Source organism: uncultured Solobacterium sp., from assembly GCF_963550625.1.
In the GTDB taxonomy this organism is placed as follows: Bacteria; Bacillota_I; Bacilli_A; order Erysipelotrichales; family Erysipelotrichaceae; genus Bulleidia.
In genome coordinates this window covers 106,213-126,090 of sequence record NZ_CAUVCV010000002.1, presented here as the reverse complement: position 1 = coordinate 126,090, position 19,878 = coordinate 106,213, and the positions used below count along the sequence as shown (strand labels likewise).

At 35.7% G+C, this 19,878-nt stretch carries 24 protein-coding genes, 1 tRNA gene and 1 riboswitch; of the genes, 23 read left to right on the top strand and 2 right to left on the bottom strand.

The genetic code is table 11. From position 1 onward, the window contains the following. Window positions 1–39: 39 nt before the first annotated feature. The 3 genes from RYK16_RS02170 to RYK16_RS02160 all read left to right on the top strand — a co-directional run bounded on the left by RYK16_RS02170 (window position 40) and on the right by RYK16_RS02160 (window position 2,443). The gene (locus tag RYK16_RS02170) at window positions 40–1,407 is read left to right on the top strand and encodes a DEAD/DEAH box helicase (protein ID WP_314850470.1); all 1,368 of its coding nucleotides are present in this window, start codon (window positions 40–42) and stop codon (window positions 1,405–1,407) included. A gap of 123 nt (window positions 1,408–1,530) precedes the next feature. After that, window positions 1,531–1,806, top strand: coding sequence for a metalloregulator ArsR/SmtB family transcription factor (locus tag RYK16_RS02165; protein ID WP_294024864.1), 276 nt, complete (start codon window positions 1,531–1,533; stop codon window positions 1,804–1,806). Then, on the top strand, window positions 1,796–2,443 hold the full coding sequence (locus RYK16_RS02160) for an SdpI family protein (protein ID WP_314850469.1): 648 nt from the start codon (window positions 1,796–1,798) through the stop codon (window positions 2,441–2,443). The genes RYK16_RS02165 and RYK16_RS02160 overlap by 11 nt, the downstream gene beginning before the upstream one ends. A 77-nt stretch (window positions 2,444–2,520) precedes the next feature. On the opposite strand, the gene RYK16_RS02155 is transcribed toward RYK16_RS02160, so the two are convergent. Beyond that, window positions 2,521–2,594, bottom strand: a tRNA-Glu gene (locus RYK16_RS02155). A 150-nt stretch (window positions 2,595–2,744) separates the two neighbouring features. Here RYK16_RS02155 and asnB point away from each other — a divergent pair. Together asnB and RYK16_RS02145 are read left to right on the top strand one after the other, a co-directional pair. Next, on the top strand, window positions 2,745–4,616 hold the full coding sequence (gene asnB / locus RYK16_RS02150; protein WP_314850468.1) for an asparagine synthase (glutamine-hydrolyzing): 1,872 nt from the start codon (window positions 2,745–2,747) through the stop codon (window positions 4,614–4,616). A gap of 37 nt (window positions 4,617–4,653) precedes the next feature. Then, the gene (locus RYK16_RS02145) at window positions 4,654–5,280 is read left to right on the top strand and encodes a phosphatase PAP2 family protein (RefSeq protein WP_314850467.1); all 627 of its coding nucleotides are present in this window, start codon (window positions 4,654–4,656) and stop codon (window positions 5,278–5,280) included. A gap of 21 nt (window positions 5,281–5,301) precedes the next feature. Here the strand turns inward: RYK16_RS02145 and ispG are convergent, their stop codons facing one another. Next, on the bottom strand, window positions 5,302–6,375 hold the full coding sequence (ispG, locus tag RYK16_RS02140) for a flavodoxin-dependent (E)-4-hydroxy-3-methylbut-2-enyl-diphosphate synthase (RefSeq protein ID WP_314850466.1): 1,074 nt from the start codon (window positions 6,373–6,375) through the stop codon (window positions 5,302–5,304). Window positions 6,376–6,518: 143 nt separating this feature from the next. On the opposite strand from ispG, the gene rpmG reads away from it, so the two are divergent. From rpmG to RYK16_RS02050, 18 genes are all read left to right on the top strand, one after another. Further along, window positions 6,519–6,671, top strand: a complete 153-nt coding sequence (rpmG, locus tag RYK16_RS02135; RefSeq protein WP_294207113.1) for a 50S ribosomal protein L33 — start codon at window positions 6,519–6,521, stop codon at window positions 6,669–6,671. 29 nt (window positions 6,672–6,700) lie between these two features. Then, the gene (locus tag RYK16_RS02130; protein WP_314850465.1) at window positions 6,701–7,306 is read left to right on the top strand and encodes an MBL fold metallo-hydrolase; all 606 of its coding nucleotides are present in this window, start codon (window positions 6,701–6,703) and stop codon (window positions 7,304–7,306) included. A gap of 57 nt (window positions 7,307–7,363) precedes the next feature. Beyond that, window positions 7,364–8,107 (top strand): hypothetical protein, encoded by a 744-nt coding sequence (locus RYK16_RS02125; RefSeq protein WP_314850464.1) that lies wholly within the window; start codon window positions 7,364–7,366, stop codon window positions 8,105–8,107. Between the two features lie 71 nt (window positions 8,108–8,178). Continuing rightward, entirely contained in the window at window positions 8,179–9,162 is a 984-nt protein-coding gene (locus tag RYK16_RS02120; protein WP_314850462.1) for an ATPase, T2SS/T4P/T4SS family, read from the top strand. Continuing rightward, window positions 9,128–10,129, top strand: coding sequence for a type II secretion system F family protein (locus RYK16_RS02115; RefSeq protein ID WP_314850460.1), 1,002 nt, complete (start codon window positions 9,128–9,130; stop codon window positions 10,127–10,129). Before RYK16_RS02120 ends, RYK16_RS02115 begins: the two co-directional genes overlap by 35 nt. Window positions 10,130–10,139: 10 nt before the next feature. Further along, window positions 10,140–10,436: a competence type IV pilus major pilin ComGC gene (comGC, locus tag RYK16_RS02110; RefSeq protein WP_298664402.1), complete on the top strand. Its 297-nt coding sequence runs from the start codon at window positions 10,140–10,142 to the stop codon at window positions 10,434–10,436. After that, window positions 10,420–10,722 carry a prepilin-type N-terminal cleavage/methylation domain-containing protein gene (locus tag RYK16_RS02105; RefSeq protein WP_314850457.1) on the top strand — a complete coding sequence of 101 codons (303 nt, stop codon included), beginning with the start codon at window positions 10,420–10,422 and terminating at the stop codon, window positions 10,720–10,722. Before comGC ends, RYK16_RS02105 begins: the two co-directional genes overlap by 17 nt. Further along, window positions 10,709–10,933 carry a hypothetical protein gene (locus RYK16_RS02100; RefSeq protein WP_314850455.1) on the top strand — a complete coding sequence of 75 codons (225 nt, stop codon included), beginning with the start codon at window positions 10,709–10,711 and terminating at the stop codon, window positions 10,931–10,933. The genes RYK16_RS02105 and RYK16_RS02100 overlap by 14 nt, the downstream gene beginning before the upstream one ends. Continuing rightward, a complete protein-coding gene (locus RYK16_RS02095; protein WP_314850454.1) occupies window positions 10,903–11,295 on the top strand; it encodes a hypothetical protein in 393 nt (130 codons plus the stop codon). Before RYK16_RS02100 ends, RYK16_RS02095 begins: the two co-directional genes overlap by 31 nt. Beyond that, window positions 11,249–11,599, top strand: a complete 351-nt coding sequence (locus RYK16_RS02090; protein WP_314850452.1) for a hypothetical protein — start codon at window positions 11,249–11,251, stop codon at window positions 11,597–11,599. Before RYK16_RS02095 ends, RYK16_RS02090 begins: the two co-directional genes overlap by 47 nt. Window positions 11,600–11,684: 85 nt before the next feature. After that, window positions 11,685–12,806, top strand: a complete 1,122-nt coding sequence (locus RYK16_RS02085; RefSeq protein ID WP_314850450.1) for a hypothetical protein — start codon at window positions 11,685–11,687, stop codon at window positions 12,804–12,806. A 63-nt stretch (window positions 12,807–12,869) separates the two neighbouring features. Beyond that, a riboswitch (FMN riboswitch) is annotated at window positions 12,870–12,983 on the top strand. A 74-nt stretch (window positions 12,984–13,057) separates the two neighbouring features. Continuing rightward, entirely contained in the window at window positions 13,058–13,660 is a 603-nt protein-coding gene (locus RYK16_RS02080) for an ECF transporter S component (protein WP_294209168.1), read from the top strand. Between the two features lie 128 nt (window positions 13,661–13,788). After that, entirely contained in the window at window positions 13,789–14,952 is a 1,164-nt protein-coding gene (locus RYK16_RS02075) for a hypothetical protein (protein ID WP_314850447.1), read from the top strand. A 1-nt stretch (window position 14,953) separates the two neighbouring features. Beyond that, the gene (gene cmk / locus RYK16_RS02070; RefSeq protein ID WP_314850446.1) at window positions 14,954–15,628 is read left to right on the top strand and encodes a (d)CMP kinase; all 675 of its coding nucleotides are present in this window, start codon (window positions 14,954–14,956) and stop codon (window positions 15,626–15,628) included. After that, the gene (gene der / locus RYK16_RS02065; RefSeq protein WP_314850444.1) at window positions 15,628–16,941 is read left to right on the top strand and encodes a ribosome biogenesis GTPase Der; all 1,314 of its coding nucleotides are present in this window, start codon (window positions 15,628–15,630) and stop codon (window positions 16,939–16,941) included. Before cmk ends, der begins: the two co-directional genes overlap by 1 nt. After that, on the top strand, window positions 16,938–17,927 hold the full coding sequence (locus RYK16_RS02060) for an NAD(P)H-dependent glycerol-3-phosphate dehydrogenase (protein ID WP_314850443.1): 990 nt from the start codon (window positions 16,938–16,940) through the stop codon (window positions 17,925–17,927). The genes der and RYK16_RS02060 overlap by 4 nt, the downstream gene beginning before the upstream one ends. 197 nt (window positions 17,928–18,124) lie before the next feature. Beyond that, complete coding sequence (locus RYK16_RS02055; protein WP_314850442.1) at window positions 18,125–18,928, top strand: DUF6612 family protein; 804 nt, start codon at window positions 18,125–18,127, stop codon at window positions 18,926–18,928. After that, the gene (locus RYK16_RS02050; RefSeq protein WP_294209182.1) at window positions 18,925–19,863 is read left to right on the top strand and encodes a hypothetical protein; all 939 of its coding nucleotides are present in this window, start codon (window positions 18,925–18,927) and stop codon (window positions 19,861–19,863) included. The genes RYK16_RS02055 and RYK16_RS02050 overlap by 4 nt, the downstream gene beginning before the upstream one ends. The last annotated feature ends 15 nt before the right edge of the window (window positions 19,864–19,878 follow it).

The window sequence follows — 19,878 nt, the reverse complement described above, 5'->3', positions numbered from 1 at the left end:
CCGTAAATAAAATCGGTTATACTAATTATAGGTGATAAGATGAAAAAATTTGAAGATTTTAATCTAAAAGATACAACAATGGCCTTTATTGAGAAGAACCATTTCAAACAACCAACACCAATCCAAGAACAGGTGATACCATCTGCTTTACGTGGTAAGGATGTGATTGGTCTTTCTAGTACAGGTTCTGGTAAGACGCATGCATACTTAATTCCAATTATGGAAAAGATTGATCCTACTAAGGATGAAGCACAGGTTGTTATTACTGCACCTACACGTGAACTTGCGACACAGATTTATGAGATGGCGAAAGTCATGACAGAGATTGTGCCAGAAATACGTGTACGCTTATATGTTGGTGGACGTGAGAGAAGTAAGGATATTGAACAACTTGAAAAGTCTCAACCACATATCGTAATCGGAACACCAGGTAGAATTAAGGACTTATTCTTAAATGGTGGTGCTTTACGTATTGATAAAGCAAGTATGCTTGTGGTTGATGAAGCGGATATGACCTTAGAATATGGTTTCCTAGACGAAATTGATGCATTTGCGGGAAGACTAGGCGAACATTTACAGATGCTTGCATTCTCTGCTACTATGCCAGAGCAATTGAAGCCATTTATCAATAAGTACATGCATCATCCAATTACATATCAGATTGGTGAAAAGGTACGCTTTAATCCAGATATTAAACACGTGCTAGTACCTTGTTATCATCATAGTTATGCAGAGACAATTTTATTAATCCTACCAGGCTTTCAGCCTTATGTATGTTTGATCTTCGCTAATACACGCCAAGAAGCTTCCTTGATTGCGGAAGAACTTCGTAAGAATAAAGTGTCTGTCAGTGAGATTCATGGTGATCTTACAAGTCGTAAGAGAAAGCAAGCCATGAAGAGTATCGCTAATGCAGAACATACATACGTTGTGGCTACTGACTTAGCTGCACGTGGTATCGATATTGGAGAAGTAACACATGTTATCTCTTGTGGATTCCCAGAAGATTTAGAATACTATATCCATCGTGCAGGAAGAACAGGTAGAGCAGGGTCTACAGGCACATGTTATGCCTTGTATCAAGAAAGTGATGATCAAGCAATTCGTTCCTTACAAAAGCGTGGTATTAAGTTTGATCATGCCCGTCATCGTACAACGGGTTGGCAAACACTTCATCCTTATGGACAAAAGCGTCTTAAGACAGATGATGAGCTAGAGAAGAAAATAGCCATGATTATGACGAAGAAGAATACAAAGGTTAAGCCAGGCTACAAGAAGAAACGTGCAGCAGCGATTGATCGTGTACATCGTCAGAAGAAGCGTGAAATGATTCGTAGCAAGATTCGTGAAGAGAAGAAGGCTATGTACAAAGAACGTGCGAGAAAAGATAGAGAAGGACTTTCCTAAGTCCTTCTTTTTTAATATTTTATACTAACTATTAAAAAATATTTTTAAATAGATTTGAATTTAATAGTTGATAGATTTATAATCTATTTAAAGAAATACTTAAATAGATTACGAGGTGATGGAATGGCAATCAAAGATATTTTAACGGCTCTTGCGGATGATAATCGAAGGAATGTCTTGATGAAATTAAAAGAGGGAAAAATCAGTTCTGGAGATTTAGCTGAACAATTAGGAATGTCTCCACAAGCGTTATCGTACCATCTAGCAAAGCTCAAAAAAGCTGATTTGATTTACGAAACAAAGTATAAGAATTTTATCTACTATGAATTAAACTTATCTATTTTGGATGAAGCACTCATGTGGATTTCTGAATTGAAGGGAGAAAAAAATGAAGAATAAAAAATTATTTTATGTACTTATGTTTTTGCCTCTAGTTGCTAGTCTGATTGCATTACAGTTTTTACCTGATGTAATACCAGCTCACTATAATATCAATAATGTTGTTGATCGCTGGGGCAGTAAATATGAAATCTTGATATTGCCAGTTGTAACGATTGCGTTTGGATTCTTTTCATTAGCGATGGGAAAACTTGCACAGAAACAAGAGCTTCAAGGCAACAATAATGAGAAGAGTAGTTTGTTTATTGGTACCAGTGTTTTACTCATCTTCAATGTACTTTATGGATTTATGATTTATTCAAGTCTAAATAAGATTGAGAAATTAGAGTTTGCATCACTTACATTTATTCAAATAGCATTTATTATCATAGGAATCTTCTTAATTGTTATCAATAATATTATGCCTAAAGTTAAACGGAATAGTATTCTAGGCTTTCGTACAAAACAGACGATGAAGAATGATGAAATCTGGAAAAAGTGTCAAAGATTTTCAGGTCTTACAGGTGTTATAGCAGGATTTATTATTGTGGTAATTAGTTTTCTGCTAGATAATACTACTTTGATTATCGCAGTACTAATTGTTACATTCGTTAAATTAGGTATTGATATTGTATATAGTTATAAAGTTGATTGTTAGAATAAAACTTGAAAAGAATAGTATTGTACTATTCTTTTTTTACTAAATTAAAAAATCGACCGTGGTCGATTTAGCAGTGACGCGTACGGGATTCGAACCCGTGAATGCCGCCTTGAGAGGGCGGTGTGTTAAGCCGCTTCACCAACGCGCCGTTATTGAAGCTTGCTAATAGATTATACTAAATGAGAATCGATACTTCAATAAAAAGTTTTGGAAAATGCATGTTTGAAGGAGCGAGTAATCAATAGATATATATGTTATACTAACTAGTGCAAATAACATTGTTTAAAGGAGTGATTCTATGTGCGGAATTGTAGGATTTGTAGATAAAAAAACACAGAGTGAAAAAGCAGTGATTATTAAAGAAATGATGGATGCGATTATCCACCGTGGTCCAAATAGCGCGGGTCAATATATTGATGACGATGCAGCTTTAGGTTTTCGTCGTTTAAGTATCATTGACTTAGAAGGTGGTAGTCAGCCTTTATACAACGAAGAAAAGACAAAGGTTTTAACATTTAATGGTGAAATCTATAACTATCAGACTATTCGTAAGGAATTAGTTGAAAAGGGTTATCACTTTAAGACAAATACAGACTCAGAAGTATTAATTCATGGTTACCAAGAGTATGGTGTAGCACTTTTACAAAAGTTACGCGGTATGTTTGCCTTTGTTATCTGGGATACAGAGAAGAAGGAATTATTTGGTGCACGAGACCATTTTGGAATTAAGCCATTCTATTATTACAATACGGACGAAGTATTTATGTATGGATCTGAAATCAAGTCTTTCTTACACCATCCATCCTTTAAAAAGGAGTTAAATAAGGAAGCTTTAAAACCATACTTAACATTCCAATATCCAGCAATCAAAGAATGTTTCTTTAAGAATGTATATCGTTTACCAGAAGGACATTATTTCATCTTGAAGGATGGTAAGTTAGATATTCAACAGTATTGGGATTTACATCAAGAAGAAAAGGATATGACTCTAGAAGAGGCTGTAAACTTTATTGATGAAACAGTACAGGAATCTGTCGCAACACACAAGATTGCGGACGTTGAAGTTGGTTCTTTCTTATCATCTGGTGTAGACTCTAGTTTAGTTGCGTCTATCTTAAAACCAGCAAAGACTTATTCTGTTGGTTTTGGATCTTCTTATAACGAATCTACAGAAGCAAAAGCTTTAACGGATATCTTAGGATTACATAATACGTCTCGTACATTAACTGGTGAAGAGGCGTTCCAATACTTCCCACAGATTCAATATTATTTAGATGAACCAGATTCCAATCCATCCGTTGTGCCACTGTTCTTCTTATCAGAACTCGCTGCTCGCGATGTGAAGGTTGTTATGAGTGGAGAGGGTGCCGATGAGTTATTTGCTGGTTATATTGATTATGGTTGGCATTCAAATTCTATGACAGTTCGTAAGCTTGGTGAGGCTCTTAAGAAGTTATCTCAAAGTAAGCGTCATAAGTTATCAGAACACTTAAAGAAGTTGCCAAACTTCCCAGGTAAGTTACATTTACTAAAAGCAGTACAACCTGCTGAAGAATACTTTATTGGCCAAGCACTTGTATTTACGGAAGAAGAAGCTTCCGCGATTGTGAAACCAGAATATCGCAACGCACCATCTGTCAAAGAGATTGTGATGGATAAGTATGCAAAGGTAAAGAACTTATCTGAAATCAAAAAGATGCAGTACTTGGATATGCACCAATGGATGCCTGGAGATATCTTGTTGAAGGCTGATAAGATGTCTATGGCACATTCTCTTGAATTACGTGTTCCGTTACTTGATAAGAAGATGATGGAATGTGCACAGGTAATTCCTACAAAGTATTTATTCAACGAACACAATACGAAGTATGCTTTCCGTCAAGCTGCGTTCCGTCATATTCCTAAGGAATGGGCAGCACGTCCTAAGCTTGGTTTCCCAGTTCCAATTAAGGACTGGTTACGTACAGAGAAGTTCTATCAGATTGTACGAGCAGAATTATCAAAGGATTTCGTTGTCGAATTCTTCGATCAAAAGGCAGTGTTACAATTATTAGATGATAACTACCAAGGCAAGGTGGATGCGCGTCGTAAGATTTGGACACTCTACACATTTATCACTTGGTATGATGTATACTTCATCCAAGGTGGCAACAAACCTCAAGTTGCTTAATCGACGCAGATGCGTCGATTTTTAAAAGGAGATATGCATGCAGGTTTTTCAAAAGAAAAATATAAAATGGGTTATTGTGCTGATTTGTATCAGTATCTTTGTATATTTGATGCAAGCAGTATGGGGTAGTCATGTATTACCGATTGATACTTCTGTCTATAATTTTATAACAAAGCATTTTATATCAGATAGCTTAACACCAATTTTAAAAGTCATTACACAGTTTGGTGGTACTATCTTGATGATTGTTTGGGCTATCGCTTCATTAGTTCTCATTACAAATAAAAGAATCGCAGTCAGTGTTGTATCAAACTTGGTATTGATTGCACTATTAAATAACATACTAAAATTAATCGTACGTCGTGCTCGTCCTACTGGATTTCGTTTGATTGAGGAAACAGGGTACAGTTTTCCATCAGGTCATTCTATGGTAAGTATGGCATTCTATGGATATCTAATCTACATGATCTACAAAAATGTTAAAAATAAGAAATTACGTTGGACATTAATAACATGTTTTAGTCTATTGATTCTCATTATTGGTATGAGTCGGATTTATCTAGGTGTTCATTACACATCTGATGTGTTTGCGGGATTCTTGTTTTCGATTGGATACTTGGTTATTTATATCAAGCTGACTGATCCAATCGTATTTCAAAAGTAATATGTAAAAAAAACAGAGAAGCTATTTTTGGCTTCTCTGTTCTTCTATAATCTTTTCAATTTCTTCAATTAAGGCTTGTTTGATTTCTGCTTGTGGTACGGTACGTATGACTTTTCCTTTACGGAAGAGGATACCTGACTTGGATCCACCCGCAATACCAATATCAGCACGGCTAGCTTCTTGCATGCCATTCACAGGACAGCCCATGACTGCAACTGTGATATTCGCTTTGATACTGTGGAGATAATCCTCCATCTCTTTGACAAGTGGAATCATATCATACTGAATTCTTCCGCAAGTAGGACATGCGACTAAATCTGGCACGTCTTCAATCAGACGGAAGCTACGTAGTAATGCTTTACCAATAATTAATTCATCCTTTGGTGGACCTGATACAGAGATACGAATTGTATCACCAATTCCTTCATGTAAGAGTACGCCTAAGGCAGCAGACGATTTTACAGCGGAATCCGCAAATCCACCGGCTTCTGTAACACCTAAGTGAAGTGGATAGTTAAATGTCTTTGCGGCAAGTTCATATGCGTCAATTGTAAGTTCTACATTTGAGGATTTAAATGATAAACAGATATCATAGAAATCCATGCTCTCTAGAATATCAACGTGACGCTTTGCACTTTCGACAAGAGCTTCTGCACATGGACCACCATATTTTTCTAATAGTTCTCTTTCTAAAGAACCAGCGTTAATACCAATACGAATTGGTACGTTTTTTTCTTTACACTTGGCAACGACAGCTTCTGTATTTTTACGAGAACCGATGTTACCAGGGTTGATACGAATCGCATCAATACCTCCATCTAAACAGATGAGGGCAAGTAGGTAATTAAAGTGTATATCTGCGATTAGAGGAATGTTGATACGGGCTTTGATTGCTGGAATAGCACGAGCATCTTCTTCATCTAATACTGCTGTTCTGATAAGTTCACAGCCATTTGCGGCTAGTTCGTTGATTTGCGCGACTGAGCGCTCTACATCCTTTGCAGGAACATTTGTCATAGATTGTAAGACACATTTATTTTGACCACCAATCTGGACATTACCTACAAATAAAGCACGTGTTTCAGTACGTTTCATTATTTTGTCTCCTTTATGAGTACTATTATCCCACGATTATAAAATTTTATCGAGTTTTTCGACTCTTAAAATCATAAAGCACTTGGAATTGATATATGAATATGATATACTCATCATGCAAAATCTTAGGAGGATTATTAACAATGGCAAGAGAGAATGTAATCTTAGTATGCACAGAAAGTGGTGAAGAAAACTACATCACTACAAGAAATAAGCGTAAGCACCCAGAAAAGTTGGAAGTTAAGAAGTACTGTCCACGTTTACGCAAAATGACATTGCATAAGGAGAAGAAATAACCTTTGTTGGTTATTTTTTTATATTTTGTATGAGATTAGATATATTACCAATTGGTCAATTTGAAGAGAATTCTTATGTATTACATGATAATGGTCATGTGCTCTTTGTTGATCCAGGAAGATATTACAAGAAGATTGTGGAGTGTGTTGGCAAAGATGAAGTTGTTGATGGAATTCTATTAACACATGGACATTCTGATCACACAGGGGCAGTGGATGATTTATGTGATGTGTACAATTGTCCAGTTTATATGGACCATCATGATTTAGCACTTGTACTACCAAGTAATGCGGGGCAGTATGGCTATAGTGCACCAGTATATGCACCTATTCATGATTTAAATGAGAAACAGGTTAAGATTGGAACTTTCACTTTAGAGATTCATCATACACCTGGTCATACAGATGGTAGTACCTGTATTCGCTATAAGAATATTCTATTTACTGGGGATACGTTATTTGCGTCTAGTTGTGGTAGAACGGATTTATATTCGGGTAGTGATGAAAAGATGCGTCAAACATTAGAGTATCTCAAGACACTTCCACATGATTTACAGATTTATCCAGGACATGGACCAGCGAGTACGATAGGAATCGAAGTTCGTAACAATCCATATATGATTTCTTACTTTTAAGAATTTATCAAAGTTGTTTTATCATTGTTTCGTGTAGAATAGAAGCGAGGTAGTAATATGAAGAAATTTTTGATTGGTTTATGTTTGAGTTCGGTATTACTAGCAGGTTGTCAAAAAGAAAAGTCAACCTACGTAGCGAAAGAAGATAAGATTGCGATTTCCACAACTGATTTTAAAGAAGAAGATGCATTAAAACTGGTGGAGTCTGTCCTAAAGAAACATTTTCCACAATATGAATGTACGGTTACACAGACTATCATCAAGGGCAACAATGTCTATGGTATTTATACATATCAAAAAAATGGACGTACTGTGACGCAACAAGTCTCACTATTAACTGTTTCTGTAAATAAAAATGATAGTAATGATATTATTTACTTGCAGAGTTCTTTTGGTGCAGTTGATCGTCATGTCACACAAATGATTGAGGAGAAGACAATTCCAACTGATAACACAGTTGAAAAACCGCAGGATGAAAAAGAAAAGGAATTTGATTTACCAACAGTGGTCGATGATCCAGATTCTGCTTCAAGTAAACAAGCGACAGAGATTCAAAATTCTGGTGGACTCTATATTGTACGCTTCTATCTCAATGCAGGAAGTCTAAGAATCTATGGTAAACACACAGGTGATGGTACTTTTGTGGCGAAACTGTATGATCTAGAACAGAATCTGATTGCGGATATGGTTAACATTGAAGGATATGGAGAGTATGATCAAACAGTACAAACTCCTCCAGGTTACTATTATCTGATTGTACAGAAGTCTGACGGAAAATTTGATTTAAGTTATGAATACTAATGTTCGAGAAATCGAACATTTTTTTATGGAGTGTTCTAATTTCTATTGAATATAGAAGTACGAGGGCTGTTATGGAAGAAAGATTGATTGAGTGTTTAAAAATAGCGATGGAATTTCATGTGACGGATATTCATTTTCATCTAAAGACATATCCTAAAGAGAGTTTAAGTATCGAGATGAAAATCGAACAGGACGTAAGGCAAATGGTCCCAAAGGACGATGATATTCGTTTATTTCGCTATCTAATGTATAAAGCAAATCTAGATTTATCTGATATTCATCATCCTCAAACAGGAAGGTTTGAGATGGAAATCGAAGGACAGCCCGTTTCATTACGCTTCGCACTTGTATCGAGCTATCACAATACATCAGGTGTACTACGCATTCTCAATCAACACACATCACTAAATATTGATGATTTAACCGTAGATTATGATACTTCATTGTGGCTAAGGAATATTACAAAACATACTTCTGGGCTTTTCGTATTTTCTGGACCCACAGGTTCTGGCAAGACCACGACACTTTATACCATACTCAATGAAACTAAAGGTAAGAAGATTTTTACGTTAGAAGACCCTGTTGAGGTATATCACGAAAACTATGTGCAAATACAAATCAATGACCATCAACATTTATCCTATGATGAAGGGATCAAACAACTCATGAGACATGATCCAGACATCATCATGATTGGTGAAATACGTGATAGCCAAGCAGCCTTAATGGCTGTACGTAGTGCATTAACAGGACATTTGGTTGTGACAAGTTTACATAGTCAAAATTGCATGTCTGCGATCGACCGTCTATTAGATTTGGGTGTGGATATGTATCAACTAAAAGATGTTCTGATAGGTATTTCTAATCAGCGTTTATTTAATCTAGGTGCTGGTAAGCGTTGTGGTGTGTACGAATATATGAATCGAAAGGAGGTGGCTTATGCCTTGGAACATCGACGTGTTTCTGAGACGTTCGTCTCACTACAAAAACAACTACAATCTGCAGTCGCCAAGGGATATATTGCGTCTGATTGTCTGGAAGAATACACACTTTGATAAACTGGAATGCCAAGGAATCGTTAGTTTAATGGAAAATGGATTTAGTTTTAAAGATACCTTGCAGATTTTAAAGACAAAAAGAAATGAGCATCGCATAAAACATGTACTAGAAAAATTAGAACAGGGCCAAACATTTAAAGACGCATTTTCAATGTTGTTGCCACACTGTTATCGAAGATACTTTAATAACTTTATCCGTTATTTACCAGTACTTGAAAGTATGCGTATTTCAGTTGAACTGGCAAGTCATGAAGAGAAGATGAAACAAAAGATGATGAAGGATATGGTATATCCAGTGGTCATGTTGTTTGTGATGTTTATTGGAATGTATTTATTTAATAGCTTTGTTTTTCCACAGATGATGACACTTATGACAAGCTTTGACATCAATGTGACAAGTTATTACTTCTTAAGAAGTTTTATTCAACTATTATCATGGCTAGTTACAATTTTATTAGTAGCAGGGATGTTGTTGTGGGTTGTGTTTCAAGAACCTAAAAGAAAGTGCTGGTTATATCGTGTGCTTGTAAAGTATGTACCAGATTCCATTATGGTTCAAAAGGCATCTGCAGAGTTTGCAAGATACTTTTTAGAATGTGTAAGAGTACGAATTTCTACAATGCAGACTATGAAAATACTTTTGGATATTAAAGAGAAACCATTAGTACGTTTGATTGCGCAGGAGTTAAATGGATCTTTATCCAAAGGAGAATCCTTTGAAGAAACCTTGCATACACCCTATGTAGAACATGCCTTACAACAGTTCTTTCAGATAGCTATACATGGTTCTAATTGTGAAAAAATGTTGGAAGGCTATCTTGTGATGAACCAACAACGACATATCAAACAAGTACGTATCTTTACGCGTAGCGTACAACTATCGTGTTACGGGGCAATTGGGCTAATCCTACTTGTTGTTTATCAAATATTGATGTTGCCGATGCATATGTTACAGAACATATAGGAGGTGAAAAATGAATAAAAAAGGATTTACATTACTAGAGATGACAATTGTTATCTTAATCATTTCGATTTTATTTCTATTAGTAATACCAAATATTAAAAAGACATTGACAATTGTAAGTGATAAAGGATGTAAGGCTTTAGAGAAGATTGCGGATTCTGCGATTATTCAATACAAATTGGAATATGATAGTTATCCAAGCAGTGTTAGTGATTTAATTAATGCAGGCTTATTAACCGAACAACAGATAACCTGTGATGGTGAAAAGAGTCTTGTGATTAGTGATGGCCATGCGTATATCGAATAAGGGTTTTAGTTTAATCGAAATGTGTATTGTGTTATTTGTGATATCAGTATTTATGATGTTATTACCTACAAATATACATATTCCTGATACTGAATATTATGCGTTTGTGGATGAATATCTATACTTGCAAAGTACCGCAATGAAACAAGCTCAATCTGTATCATATGACATATATAATATACGCTTTAATCAAAAGGGAAATGCCAATCAAGCAAAGACAATCTATTTCCAAAATAATCGTTCCATTATCGTAGAACTAGGTGGTGGTAGACTTGCGACTCAATAAGAAGGGATTCTTTACAGCAGAGGCATTTGTATGTTTGAGTATGACTTTATTATTGGTGGCTATGATGACTAGTATTTTTCAGGCCAAATATGCGCAACATGCAGTATTTGATAGAACGATACGTAAGATGGAGGAGTCGTTAATTGAAACGATGAATGATGTAGAAGGATGTTTAAAAGAATGTCAAATAGAAAAGGATTCGCCCTCGTAGAAGTCCTAGTAGCTGTATTAACAGTCTGTATTTGTATCCCAATTATGGTAAGTGTTATATCTTTGATGCGTACATCCTTAAAAGATAGAACATCATTACAAGATCAGATTGCCTTAGTACAACTACGTCGATATTTAGCTGTTGCGTATGATATTGAACTACTACCATCTTCTTTAACATTTCAAAGACAACATGAAGAAATGAGATTAAGTGTTGTAAATCAGAACCTCATTGTACAACCAGGTACACAGATGTTTTTGATGGATATTGAAGCCGCCTTATTTTACTTAAAAGGAGATAGTGTGATGTTACGATATGTTAGAGATAATCAAGAATATGAAGTTTTCTTGTGTAAACAATAAGGGATTTATCAGTGCTTACTTTCTTGTTATCTTTTTATATGTAATTACAATGATTACGGTACTTTCTACCAATTTGAATTATCAAGCAAAGACAGTAGAGAACTTACAAGCAATCTATACCTTTGAACAAGAAGAGTTAACTGCCATTGCTAGATTGAAAAAAGAACTATGTACGGACATAGATTTAAATGAGAAGTATCAAGTTAAAGATCGATTCATTCATATGCAGTTAGCTAGTGAGATTTTAATTGTAGAATATGATCCAGAGAAAAAAGTCATATTAGATTATGAAGTAATACGATAGATGAACGTTTTTAGAGATTCTTCATAATTAAGAGTGTAATAAGATACTCTTTTTGTTTATAATGAAACTACTGGAGGCGAGTTTCATGGAGAAAGTAAGATTTATTGGCAGTAAAAGAAGAACAAATACTCCTATTAGCTACCGTCAGCGTGTTGTACAGTATCGTCATAGACCATTGAAACAACATGCAATATATAAAACACAAAAGCAGGTAACAAAAGTAGAAACTGTAATCAATCAATTGATTCCTCAGAAGTTTGTTGAAAATATCAAATTAGATGAAAATCTAGATAAGGCAAAAGTTGCACTGACTAAAGCAGGTGGAAAACTAAAGACCTTCTTATCCGATACAGGCCATAAGGCTAAGGAATCTTCCCGGCATGCATGGCAATTCATACAAGCCAAATATGCATCTATAAAAGATGACTTTCAAAAACGTAAAGAAGAACGTTTAGAAAAGCAGAAAGCATTACAGGCAGCCAAAGTTGAAGTAGAGGCGAAGAGAAAAGAAACTGCAGCAGAAGAAAAGGCAAAGCCAGTTAAAATGACGCGCAAAGAACGATTGATTGCGGAGGCAGATAGGGATATTAGTACTGCAAAGACAGATGCATTAACAAGACTATTATTCCCAGCGTATGCGATTGATCGTCTAGCAAAGAATCAAGATGATTTTATGATGTTTATTGGAGTAGTAATTCGTAATACAATCCATTGGATTGCGTTTACATACTTCTTATCTGCAATCTTTGCAAGTTACATTAATCTTTCACCATTTGGATTTACGAGAATGAATTTTAGCGCTACATTCATCATGTCATTAAAATTAGCATTCTTATTTATTCTATTTGAAGTAATCTATTTGGTAATTAATGGTTTGATTGCAAATATTAAAGTGTCTTATAACTATCGTCATCAACTTGCGTCATTAACTTCAATCGCAAGTTTACTTCCAACAGTATTGTATATTCTTGCGATTATCTTGTTATCAAAGTCGATGCTAGTAGGAATTTTGTTGGGTGTTCTTGGTATGGTTGCTAGCGTATATCTACGTATTCAGGCATACATTAAATCAGCACCATTTGCGACTAGTGCCCAGATGATTGTACTCATGATTGTGGTTGCAGGATTTATCTGTACTGCATACTTCTACATTCCACTTACAATGCAAAACACAGTAGAAATGTTAAAGACATTACTAAATATCTAAGAAGGAGAAATCCTTCTTTTCTTTTTACTGGTAAGTGTAGATAAACTGGTGTATACTATAAACGATAAAACTCAGGGCAGGGTGCAATTCCCGACCGGCGGTATACCCCGCGAACCGAAAGGTTGAATCGGTGCAATTCCGATGGCGACAGTAAAGTCTGGATGGAAGAGTAAAAGTTTTTTCATCATCAATTTCTACCCGAGGTGTTATCTTAGATAGCCTCTTTTATTTTGAGGCAAGGAGATGAAACCATGTCAGGAAGTAAGAAAGTTTTAACCACCAAATTTATCGCGAATGTAGCGATCCTCAGTGCAGTAGCGTTTGTGCTGATGATGTTTGATTTCCCGCTACTATTTATCGCACCTAGCTTTTACAAGCTAGACTTTAGTGAAGTCAGTGTATTAATTGGAGGATTTGCATTTGGCCCTTGGGCAGCAGTTCTCATTGAAGCAGTTAAAATTATCTTGAAGTTATTATTCAAACCTACAGAAACAATGTTTGTAGGTGAACTTGCAAACTTCATCATTGGTATTGCCTTTACAGTACCAGCAGCGATTATCTATCGTAAGGAAAAGTCAAAGAAGAATGCATTACTCGGTATGATTGTGGGTACACTTGTAATGGCAGTTGTGGGAATCCTCGCAAATTACTTTGTATTATTACCATTCTATTCAAATCTATATGGTATGCCTATTGATACATTTGTAAAGATGGGTGCCGCAATCTTCCCATTTATCAAGAGTGTATGGGGCTTACTCTTTGTTTGTGTATTACCATTTAACCTAATTAAGGGATTTGTTGTAAGTGTCATCACTAGATTATTGTACAAGCGTATCTCAAGTTTTTTACATTAATCTGAAAATTCAGTGAAAAGGCGTAGGAATACGCCTTTTTTCGTGTGTAAATGATAAAAATCTCTAAGCGGGTAAGTGAAATAAATGTGGATATGGTATAATATTTCTGTTTATTGGGAGATGTACATATGGCTGAATTATCACGTATTAAGAAATATAAAGATTTGCGCGAAAGTATTGCGCAGGATTTAGATAGTAACGACGTAACAACAACCAAAGAGTTATCTCGTTTCCAAAAGCGACTAAATCAGATTGATGCAAATAATTTCCACAGAAGTGGAGATTATACAGAGAGTGCTAGTGAAGGCGTTCATCGTCGTGTCAGTGCACCAATTACAAAAGAAGAACCTGTTAAACCAGTGATTTCTGAACCAGTCACTGCTTTTGAGAATGAAGAACCAGCACCAACATTAGCTGATTTTGAGGCTGGTGCTTTTACAACTGTAAATGACTTAGCTGGCTATGACAATGATTATCTGGATCAGTATATTCGTGAAGTAAAGCAATATAATATCGAACAGGGTAATTCTTCTTTAGAAAACACATCCATGGATATCTTACGTAAGATTAAGGGTGATACAGCTGCAAGCAAAAAGATCCAAGAAGCACGTAAAACTCCCGTGAAAAAGCCATATTCAAATAGTACAGGTACAACTGATATCCCATTTATGTCATCAAACAAACAACGTACAACCCAACCAGCTAGACCTGCAGTTCCATCACAACAGGATAATCTATTTGATGTACCTTATACAGGTGATAATAATCATTTGAATGATCCAATGAGTCTTACAAAAGAAGACATCATGGCTGAAGTTAAGAATTTAATGAATGAGAAGAGATCAAATCCGCAAAATTCTCTTCCTGAAATTCCAGCCTTTACACCACGTGTGAGTCATATGGATTCAAGAGACTACATGAGTCAAAATACAACAAGTTTCCCACCGTTAGATAATACTGCACAGTTTGGTGACGCATTTGCGGATTTGATGAATCCACAAGAGCCACGTAATGAGGCATCTGTAAACCAACAAAGTGATAGTGATGATGCGTTTGCGATGTTTCCAAAGAAGACAGAGAACTACGAAAGTACAAATCAACGTCTTTTGAATGAAACAACACAAATGCGTATCCAGTTAGATAACTATGAAGCCAATCTAACAGATGTGAATGAGAAGATGCAGTATACAAACCATGTATTAAATATCGTGGTAGTTGTACTTATTTTATTGCTGTTAATCTTATTATTGCTAGCAATTTATGGCATCGTAATGAATAGTGGTAGGGCATAAGATGAAGATAAATATTGCGATTGATGGACCTGGAGCAGCGGGTAAAAGTACCATTGCCAAGTGTCTAGCAAAAAAATTAAATTATGTACATTTAGATACAGGTGCGATGTATCGTAGCACAGCATATAAAGCTTTACAAAATCATATCAGTTTAGAAGATGAAGAAGCTGTATGTAAGATGCTAGAAAATACAAAGATTCAGTTAGCGACGGATGGTTCTATTTTCTTAGATGGAGAGGATGTATCCGATAAGATTCGAACAAATGAGATGAGTTTAGCTGCTAGTCTTGTATCTAAATTAGCAAAAGTACGCCGTATGCTTGTAGAGCGCCAACAAGAAATGGCAAAGGAAAAGGGCTTTATCATGGATGGCCGTGATATTGGAACTGTTGTTTTAAAAGATGCGGAAGTAAAAATCTATATGACAGCTACTCCAATGGCCCGTGCAAAGCGTAGATATGAACAGAATATTGCTAAGAATATTCCGACTGGTAGTATTGAAGAAATCGCTAGGGAAATTGCTGAACGTGATTTACAAGATATGACACGTGAAAATTCGCCACTTAAGAAGGCGGATGATGCGGTTGAAATTGACACAAGTGATATGTCAATTGAAGAAGTGACAGAACGTATCTATGATCTTGCTAAGCCTTTTATTGAAAAGGAGGTTTTGTAATGCATAGTGGAGTAATTGCAATTGTTGGTCGTCCTAATGTTGGAAAATCAACAATTTTTAATCGTATTGCAGGGTCTCGTGTATCCATCGTAGAAGATTTTCCAGGTGTTACACGTGACCGTATTTACACAACCGGTGAATGGACTGGTAAGAAATTCCAATTAATTGATACTGGTGGTATTCAGTTAGCTGATCAACCATATCAGGAAGAGATTCGTGCACAAGTACAAATTGCGATGAATGAAGCAGATGTCATTCTATTTGTAGTTAACGGTAAGATGGGTTTGACTGATGATGATTCGTATATTGCAGGTATCTTACAGAAACAGACAAAACCAGTTGTACTAGCAGTTAATATGATTGATGATTCAACTCGTATGATGAATATCTATGAGTTCTATAATCTTGGTTTAGGTGATCCAATTGCCGTGTCTGGTGTACATGGTATTGGTATTGGTAATGTGCTAGATGAATGTTTACGTTTAATGCCTGAAGAAGATAAAGAAGATAAGCATACAGGTATTCATATCGCTGTTATTGGCGAACCAAATGTTGGTAAGTCATCACTTGTAAATGCAATTCTAAAAGAAAAGCGTTCTATTGTTTCAAATGTTCAAGGTACGACGCGTGATGCGGTTGATACACCATTTGTATATGAAGGCAAGCCATATGTCATCGTCGATACTGCTGGTATTCGTAAGCGTGGTAAAGTATATGAATCAGTTGAAAAATACTCAGTATTAAGAGCGATGACTGCGATTGAACGTTGTGATGTGGCATTGTTTGTCATTGATGGAGAAGCAGGTATACGTGAACAAGATAAGCATGTTGCAGGATATGCATGTGAAGCTGGTAAGCCAATCGTTATCGTTGTCAATAAGTGGGATGCAGTTGAGAAGGACGATAAGACAATGAATGCGTTTATTGAACGTATTCGTATTGAATTTGCATATCTAAGCTATGCGCCTATCGTATTTGTAAGTGCTCTAACACATCAAAGAGTAGATACAATTATTCCTGTGGTTGATCAGGTATATGAAAATTCATGTCGCCGTATCGCAACAAATATCCTGAATGAGGTAATTACAGATACACAGATTACAACACCTGCACCAGCGCGTAATGGTAAGCGTTTCCGTGTATACTACGGTACACAGGTATCTATCCAACCACCAACATTTGTACTTTCCTGTAATGACCCACGACTGATGCACTTTACGTATGAACGTTTCTTAGAGAACTCCTTACGTCAAGCATTTGATTTTAGTGGTACACCAATTCGTATTGTTGTTAGAAAGAAGGTATCCGAATGAAAATATGTGTTCTAGGAACAGGTAGCTGGGGTACAGCTCTAGCTCAGGTTTTAGCTGATAACAAACAAGAAGTAATTATGTGGGGTATTGATCTACGTGAAGTTGAAGATATTGAAGTAAATCATCACAACACTAAGTTTTTTGAAACAGAAATTAACCATGACATTCATGCAAGTACAGATTTATCTGTAGTAGCAGATGCAGATGTCGTATTGGCTGCTGTTCCAACAATGGCACTTGAGGAAGTACTTACTAAAGCTAGTCAACATCTAACAAAACCAGCAATCATTATCAATGTTGCAAAGGGCTTCCATCCAGTTACACATGAGCGTTTAAGTGTTGTGATTTCTAAGATTGTACCAGCTGAAAAGTGTGCAGCTATCGTATCCTTGATTGGTCCATCTCACGCTGAGGAGGTCATTCAGCGCTTGATGACTTCTGTAAATGCGGTAAGTGATAATGAGGATGCTGCTAAGACAGTACAGCACTTATTCTCTAACCAATACTTCCGTGTATATCGTAACTCTGATGTAATCGGTGCAGAAATTGGAGTTGCCATCAAAAATGTTATGGCAATTGCTAGTGGTATCTTAGAAGGTAGTGGACAGGGTGATAACGCAAGAGCAGGTCTTATGACACGTGGCCTTGCGGAGATGACTCGTTATGGTGTTGCTTTAGGTGGTAAACAAGAAACTTACTTAGGTCTTGATGGTGTTGGTGATTTGATTGTTACTTGTACATCACGTCATTCTCGTAATTTTATGGCTGGTTATCAGATTGGTCTAGATAAAGGTGCAAAGAAGTTCTGGGAAGAAAATAAGAAGACTGTAGAAGGTGTATTTGCATGTAAAGTTGTTTATGAAGAGGCGAAGAAACGTAACATTTCAATGCCAATCACAAATGAAGTATATGCAGTACTATATGAAGGAAAAGCTCCATTAGATGCAATGAGAGGTCTAATGGCAAGAGATTTAAAGGCAGAATAGTAGTATATTGGACATCTATATAGGTGTCCTTATTTATTATCAAAAAATCATACATAATGGAAATAATACAACGCTTTAATATGTAGCTTTTCTTATTTGAGAGTGATTAATATAAGAAGTAAAATTGTGATATTTCTGATTTATATTTATAATTATGATGAACCTTGTGGGGGTATATGATTAGGAGGTCATGTTTAATGCTTAACTTTAAAAAGATACTTATGAGTACTTTGGGCTTGTTGATGATTACTACTTTAGTTGGATGTAATCCTTTTGATAGTAAGAATGCAAATAAGCAAGCAGCAGATGAAGAAAAGATTGATAAAGTTCTTCAAAGTTTTGAAAGAATGAAGACAGGTGAAATACACATCGTTAATACAGAAGATGGTAAACATTCTACTCCATTGCCAGGACAACCAGCTACGTATCACAATGAAAAGGAATTTACGGGTATATTTTACCTAAGACAAGATCTTATTTTAGGTAAATTTAAGAACGAAGCCGGTGTTGTTTATGATTATTATTATGAAGATGGTGAGTTATACTATAAATTAGAAACTCAATCGCAATGGAAACGCAAGAAATACGATACAGATAAACATGAAAGACCAGTTGGAATCCAGCGTGATACGATTTCATATTTCAGAACAATAGAAGATCAATTTACAATTACAGAAGATAAAGAAACTATCACAATACATTATCAAAATTCTGATATAGATTTCTTGAGTCAAAATTCAGATTTATTTGCTACATCAGCAAATAATCTCTTTCATTTTTTCCCTGATGATAAAAGTGCTGAATTAAATATTGACTTAACAGTATCGAAAAAAGACTATACACCATTATCAGTTACGTTTACATGTTCTAGACGTTCGTATTCATCTTCAAAGGAGAAAATGGTTAGTCAAGTGACGTATTCTAATATTAACTCTGGAATTCATGTAGAAGCTCCTAGTGGAGTTGAAAATGCAATTTCGGATGAGGGGGAACTAAAATGAAACATATAAGAACTATCTTTTTGACATTCCTTACGGTTGTTTTAGCAGTTACTGTTTCTGCTTGTCGAAAATCAGAGGACTCTGCAGCAGAAACATCTACAGAACATGCGGCTGAAGATGTTATGAATTTTGCAACAATCCTTCATGATGCAAAAAGTTTAAATTATGAGAGTTATTATTATACTAAGAACCTGCAAAAATTCAGACAAACAAGAAAATACAGTTTTGCAATGTTTGGTAGACAAGGAAGTATTCTATTTGAACCACAAACATATCTAGAAAAATTTTATCGCGAGTGGTCTGATTATGATGAAAGTAAAGGTGACAAGGATAAAATTGACGAAAAACTTCTTAGGGTTACGGAACCATATTATTTTTGGTTTAGGCTACTACAATACTCTCCTAGTAAAGGAACTATTTACGTTAGATATAAAGATGATAGGCGTGAATTAGGATGGAAAACTACAGCTGAATGGAGTAAGTCTTTAGAAGGTATTTATGAAGAGAAAGATCCGGAGGTAGGACATAGTGATGCATTCTATAAGTTATGTGAAATATTTGCGGATCAGTTTACAAGGACAGAAGATGAACAATTTGTATTTCTAGACTTTAAAGGCAACGCAACAGATAACTATGATGTTGTCTCTGCATTTAGATCGACGTTCTTAGATAGTGGACTTTTTGAATCTGAAAAAGATAGTATAACATCTATCGATTTACAAATTCATCTTGTACTTGAAAAGATGGAAAATGGAGAGTTTAAACTCGTTCCTAATGAAGTAAATATTTCAATTGACACACAATATGATAACAAGGAAACAAAGACAAAGATGTCTACTGTGGATAATTTCCAGCTATATATCAGTGGTATTAACCAAGTCAACGAGATTGTTGCACCAGACCCTGTAAAACAGCTTATGACAGAGGGAAAATAGTATACAGTGGCGAAT

Bases quoted from the DNA above. Each gene is read 5' to 3' on its own strand.
- RYK16_RS02170 (WP_314850470.1), top strand. From the start codon at position 40: ATGAAAAAATTTGAAGATTTTAATCTAAAAGATACAACAATGGCCTTT.
- RYK16_RS02165 (WP_294024864.1), top strand. From the start codon at position 1,531: ATGGCAATCAAAGATATTTTAACGGCTCTTGCGGATGATAATCGAAGG.
- RYK16_RS02160 (WP_314850469.1), top strand. From the start codon at position 1,796: ATGAAGAATAAAAAATTATTTTATGTACTTATGTTTTTGCCTCTAGTT.
- asnB (WP_314850468.1), top strand. From the start codon at position 2,745: ATGTGCGGAATTGTAGGATTTGTAGATAAAAAAACACAGAGTGAAAAA.
- RYK16_RS02145 (WP_314850467.1), top strand. From the start codon at position 4,654: ATGCAGGTTTTTCAAAAGAAAAATATAAAATGGGTTATTGTGCTGATT.
- ispG (WP_314850466.1), bottom strand. From the start codon at position 6,375: ATGAAACGTACTGAAACACGTGCTTTATTTGTAGGTAATGTCCAGATT.
- rpmG (WP_294207113.1), top strand. From the start codon at position 6,519: ATGGCAAGAGAGAATGTAATCTTAGTATGCACAGAAAGTGGTGAAGAA.
- RYK16_RS02130 (WP_314850465.1), top strand. From the start codon at position 6,701: ATGAGATTAGATATATTACCAATTGGTCAATTTGAAGAGAATTCTTAT.
- RYK16_RS02125 (WP_314850464.1), top strand. From the start codon at position 7,364: ATGAAGAAATTTTTGATTGGTTTATGTTTGAGTTCGGTATTACTAGCA.
- RYK16_RS02120 (WP_314850462.1), top strand. From the start codon at position 8,179: ATGGAAGAAAGATTGATTGAGTGTTTAAAAATAGCGATGGAATTTCAT.
- comGC (WP_298664402.1), top strand. From the start codon at position 10,140: ATGAATAAAAAAGGATTTACATTACTAGAGATGACAATTGTTATCTTA.
- RYK16_RS02105 (WP_314850457.1), top strand. From the start codon at position 10,420: ATGCGTATATCGAATAAGGGTTTTAGTTTAATCGAAATGTGTATTGTG.
- RYK16_RS02095 (WP_314850454.1), top strand. From the start codon at position 10,903: ATGTCAAATAGAAAAGGATTCGCCCTCGTAGAAGTCCTAGTAGCTGTA.
- RYK16_RS02090 (WP_314850452.1), top strand. From the start codon at position 11,249: ATGTTAGAGATAATCAAGAATATGAAGTTTTCTTGTGTAAACAATAAG.
- RYK16_RS02085 (WP_314850450.1), top strand. From the start codon at position 11,685: ATGGAGAAAGTAAGATTTATTGGCAGTAAAAGAAGAACAAATACTCCT.
- RYK16_RS02080 (WP_294209168.1), top strand. From the start codon at position 13,058: ATGTCAGGAAGTAAGAAAGTTTTAACCACCAAATTTATCGCGAATGTA.
- RYK16_RS02075 (WP_314850447.1), top strand. From the start codon at position 13,789: ATGGCTGAATTATCACGTATTAAGAAATATAAAGATTTGCGCGAAAGT.
- cmk (WP_314850446.1), top strand. From the start codon at position 14,954: ATGAAGATAAATATTGCGATTGATGGACCTGGAGCAGCGGGTAAAAGT.
- der (WP_314850444.1), top strand. From the start codon at position 15,628: ATGCATAGTGGAGTAATTGCAATTGTTGGTCGTCCTAATGTTGGAAAA.
- RYK16_RS02060 (WP_314850443.1), top strand. From the start codon at position 16,938: ATGAAAATATGTGTTCTAGGAACAGGTAGCTGGGGTACAGCTCTAGCT.
- RYK16_RS02055 (WP_314850442.1), top strand. From the start codon at position 18,125: ATGCTTAACTTTAAAAAGATACTTATGAGTACTTTGGGCTTGTTGATG.
- RYK16_RS02050 (WP_294209182.1), top strand. From the start codon at position 18,925: ATGAAACATATAAGAACTATCTTTTTGACATTCCTTACGGTTGTTTTA.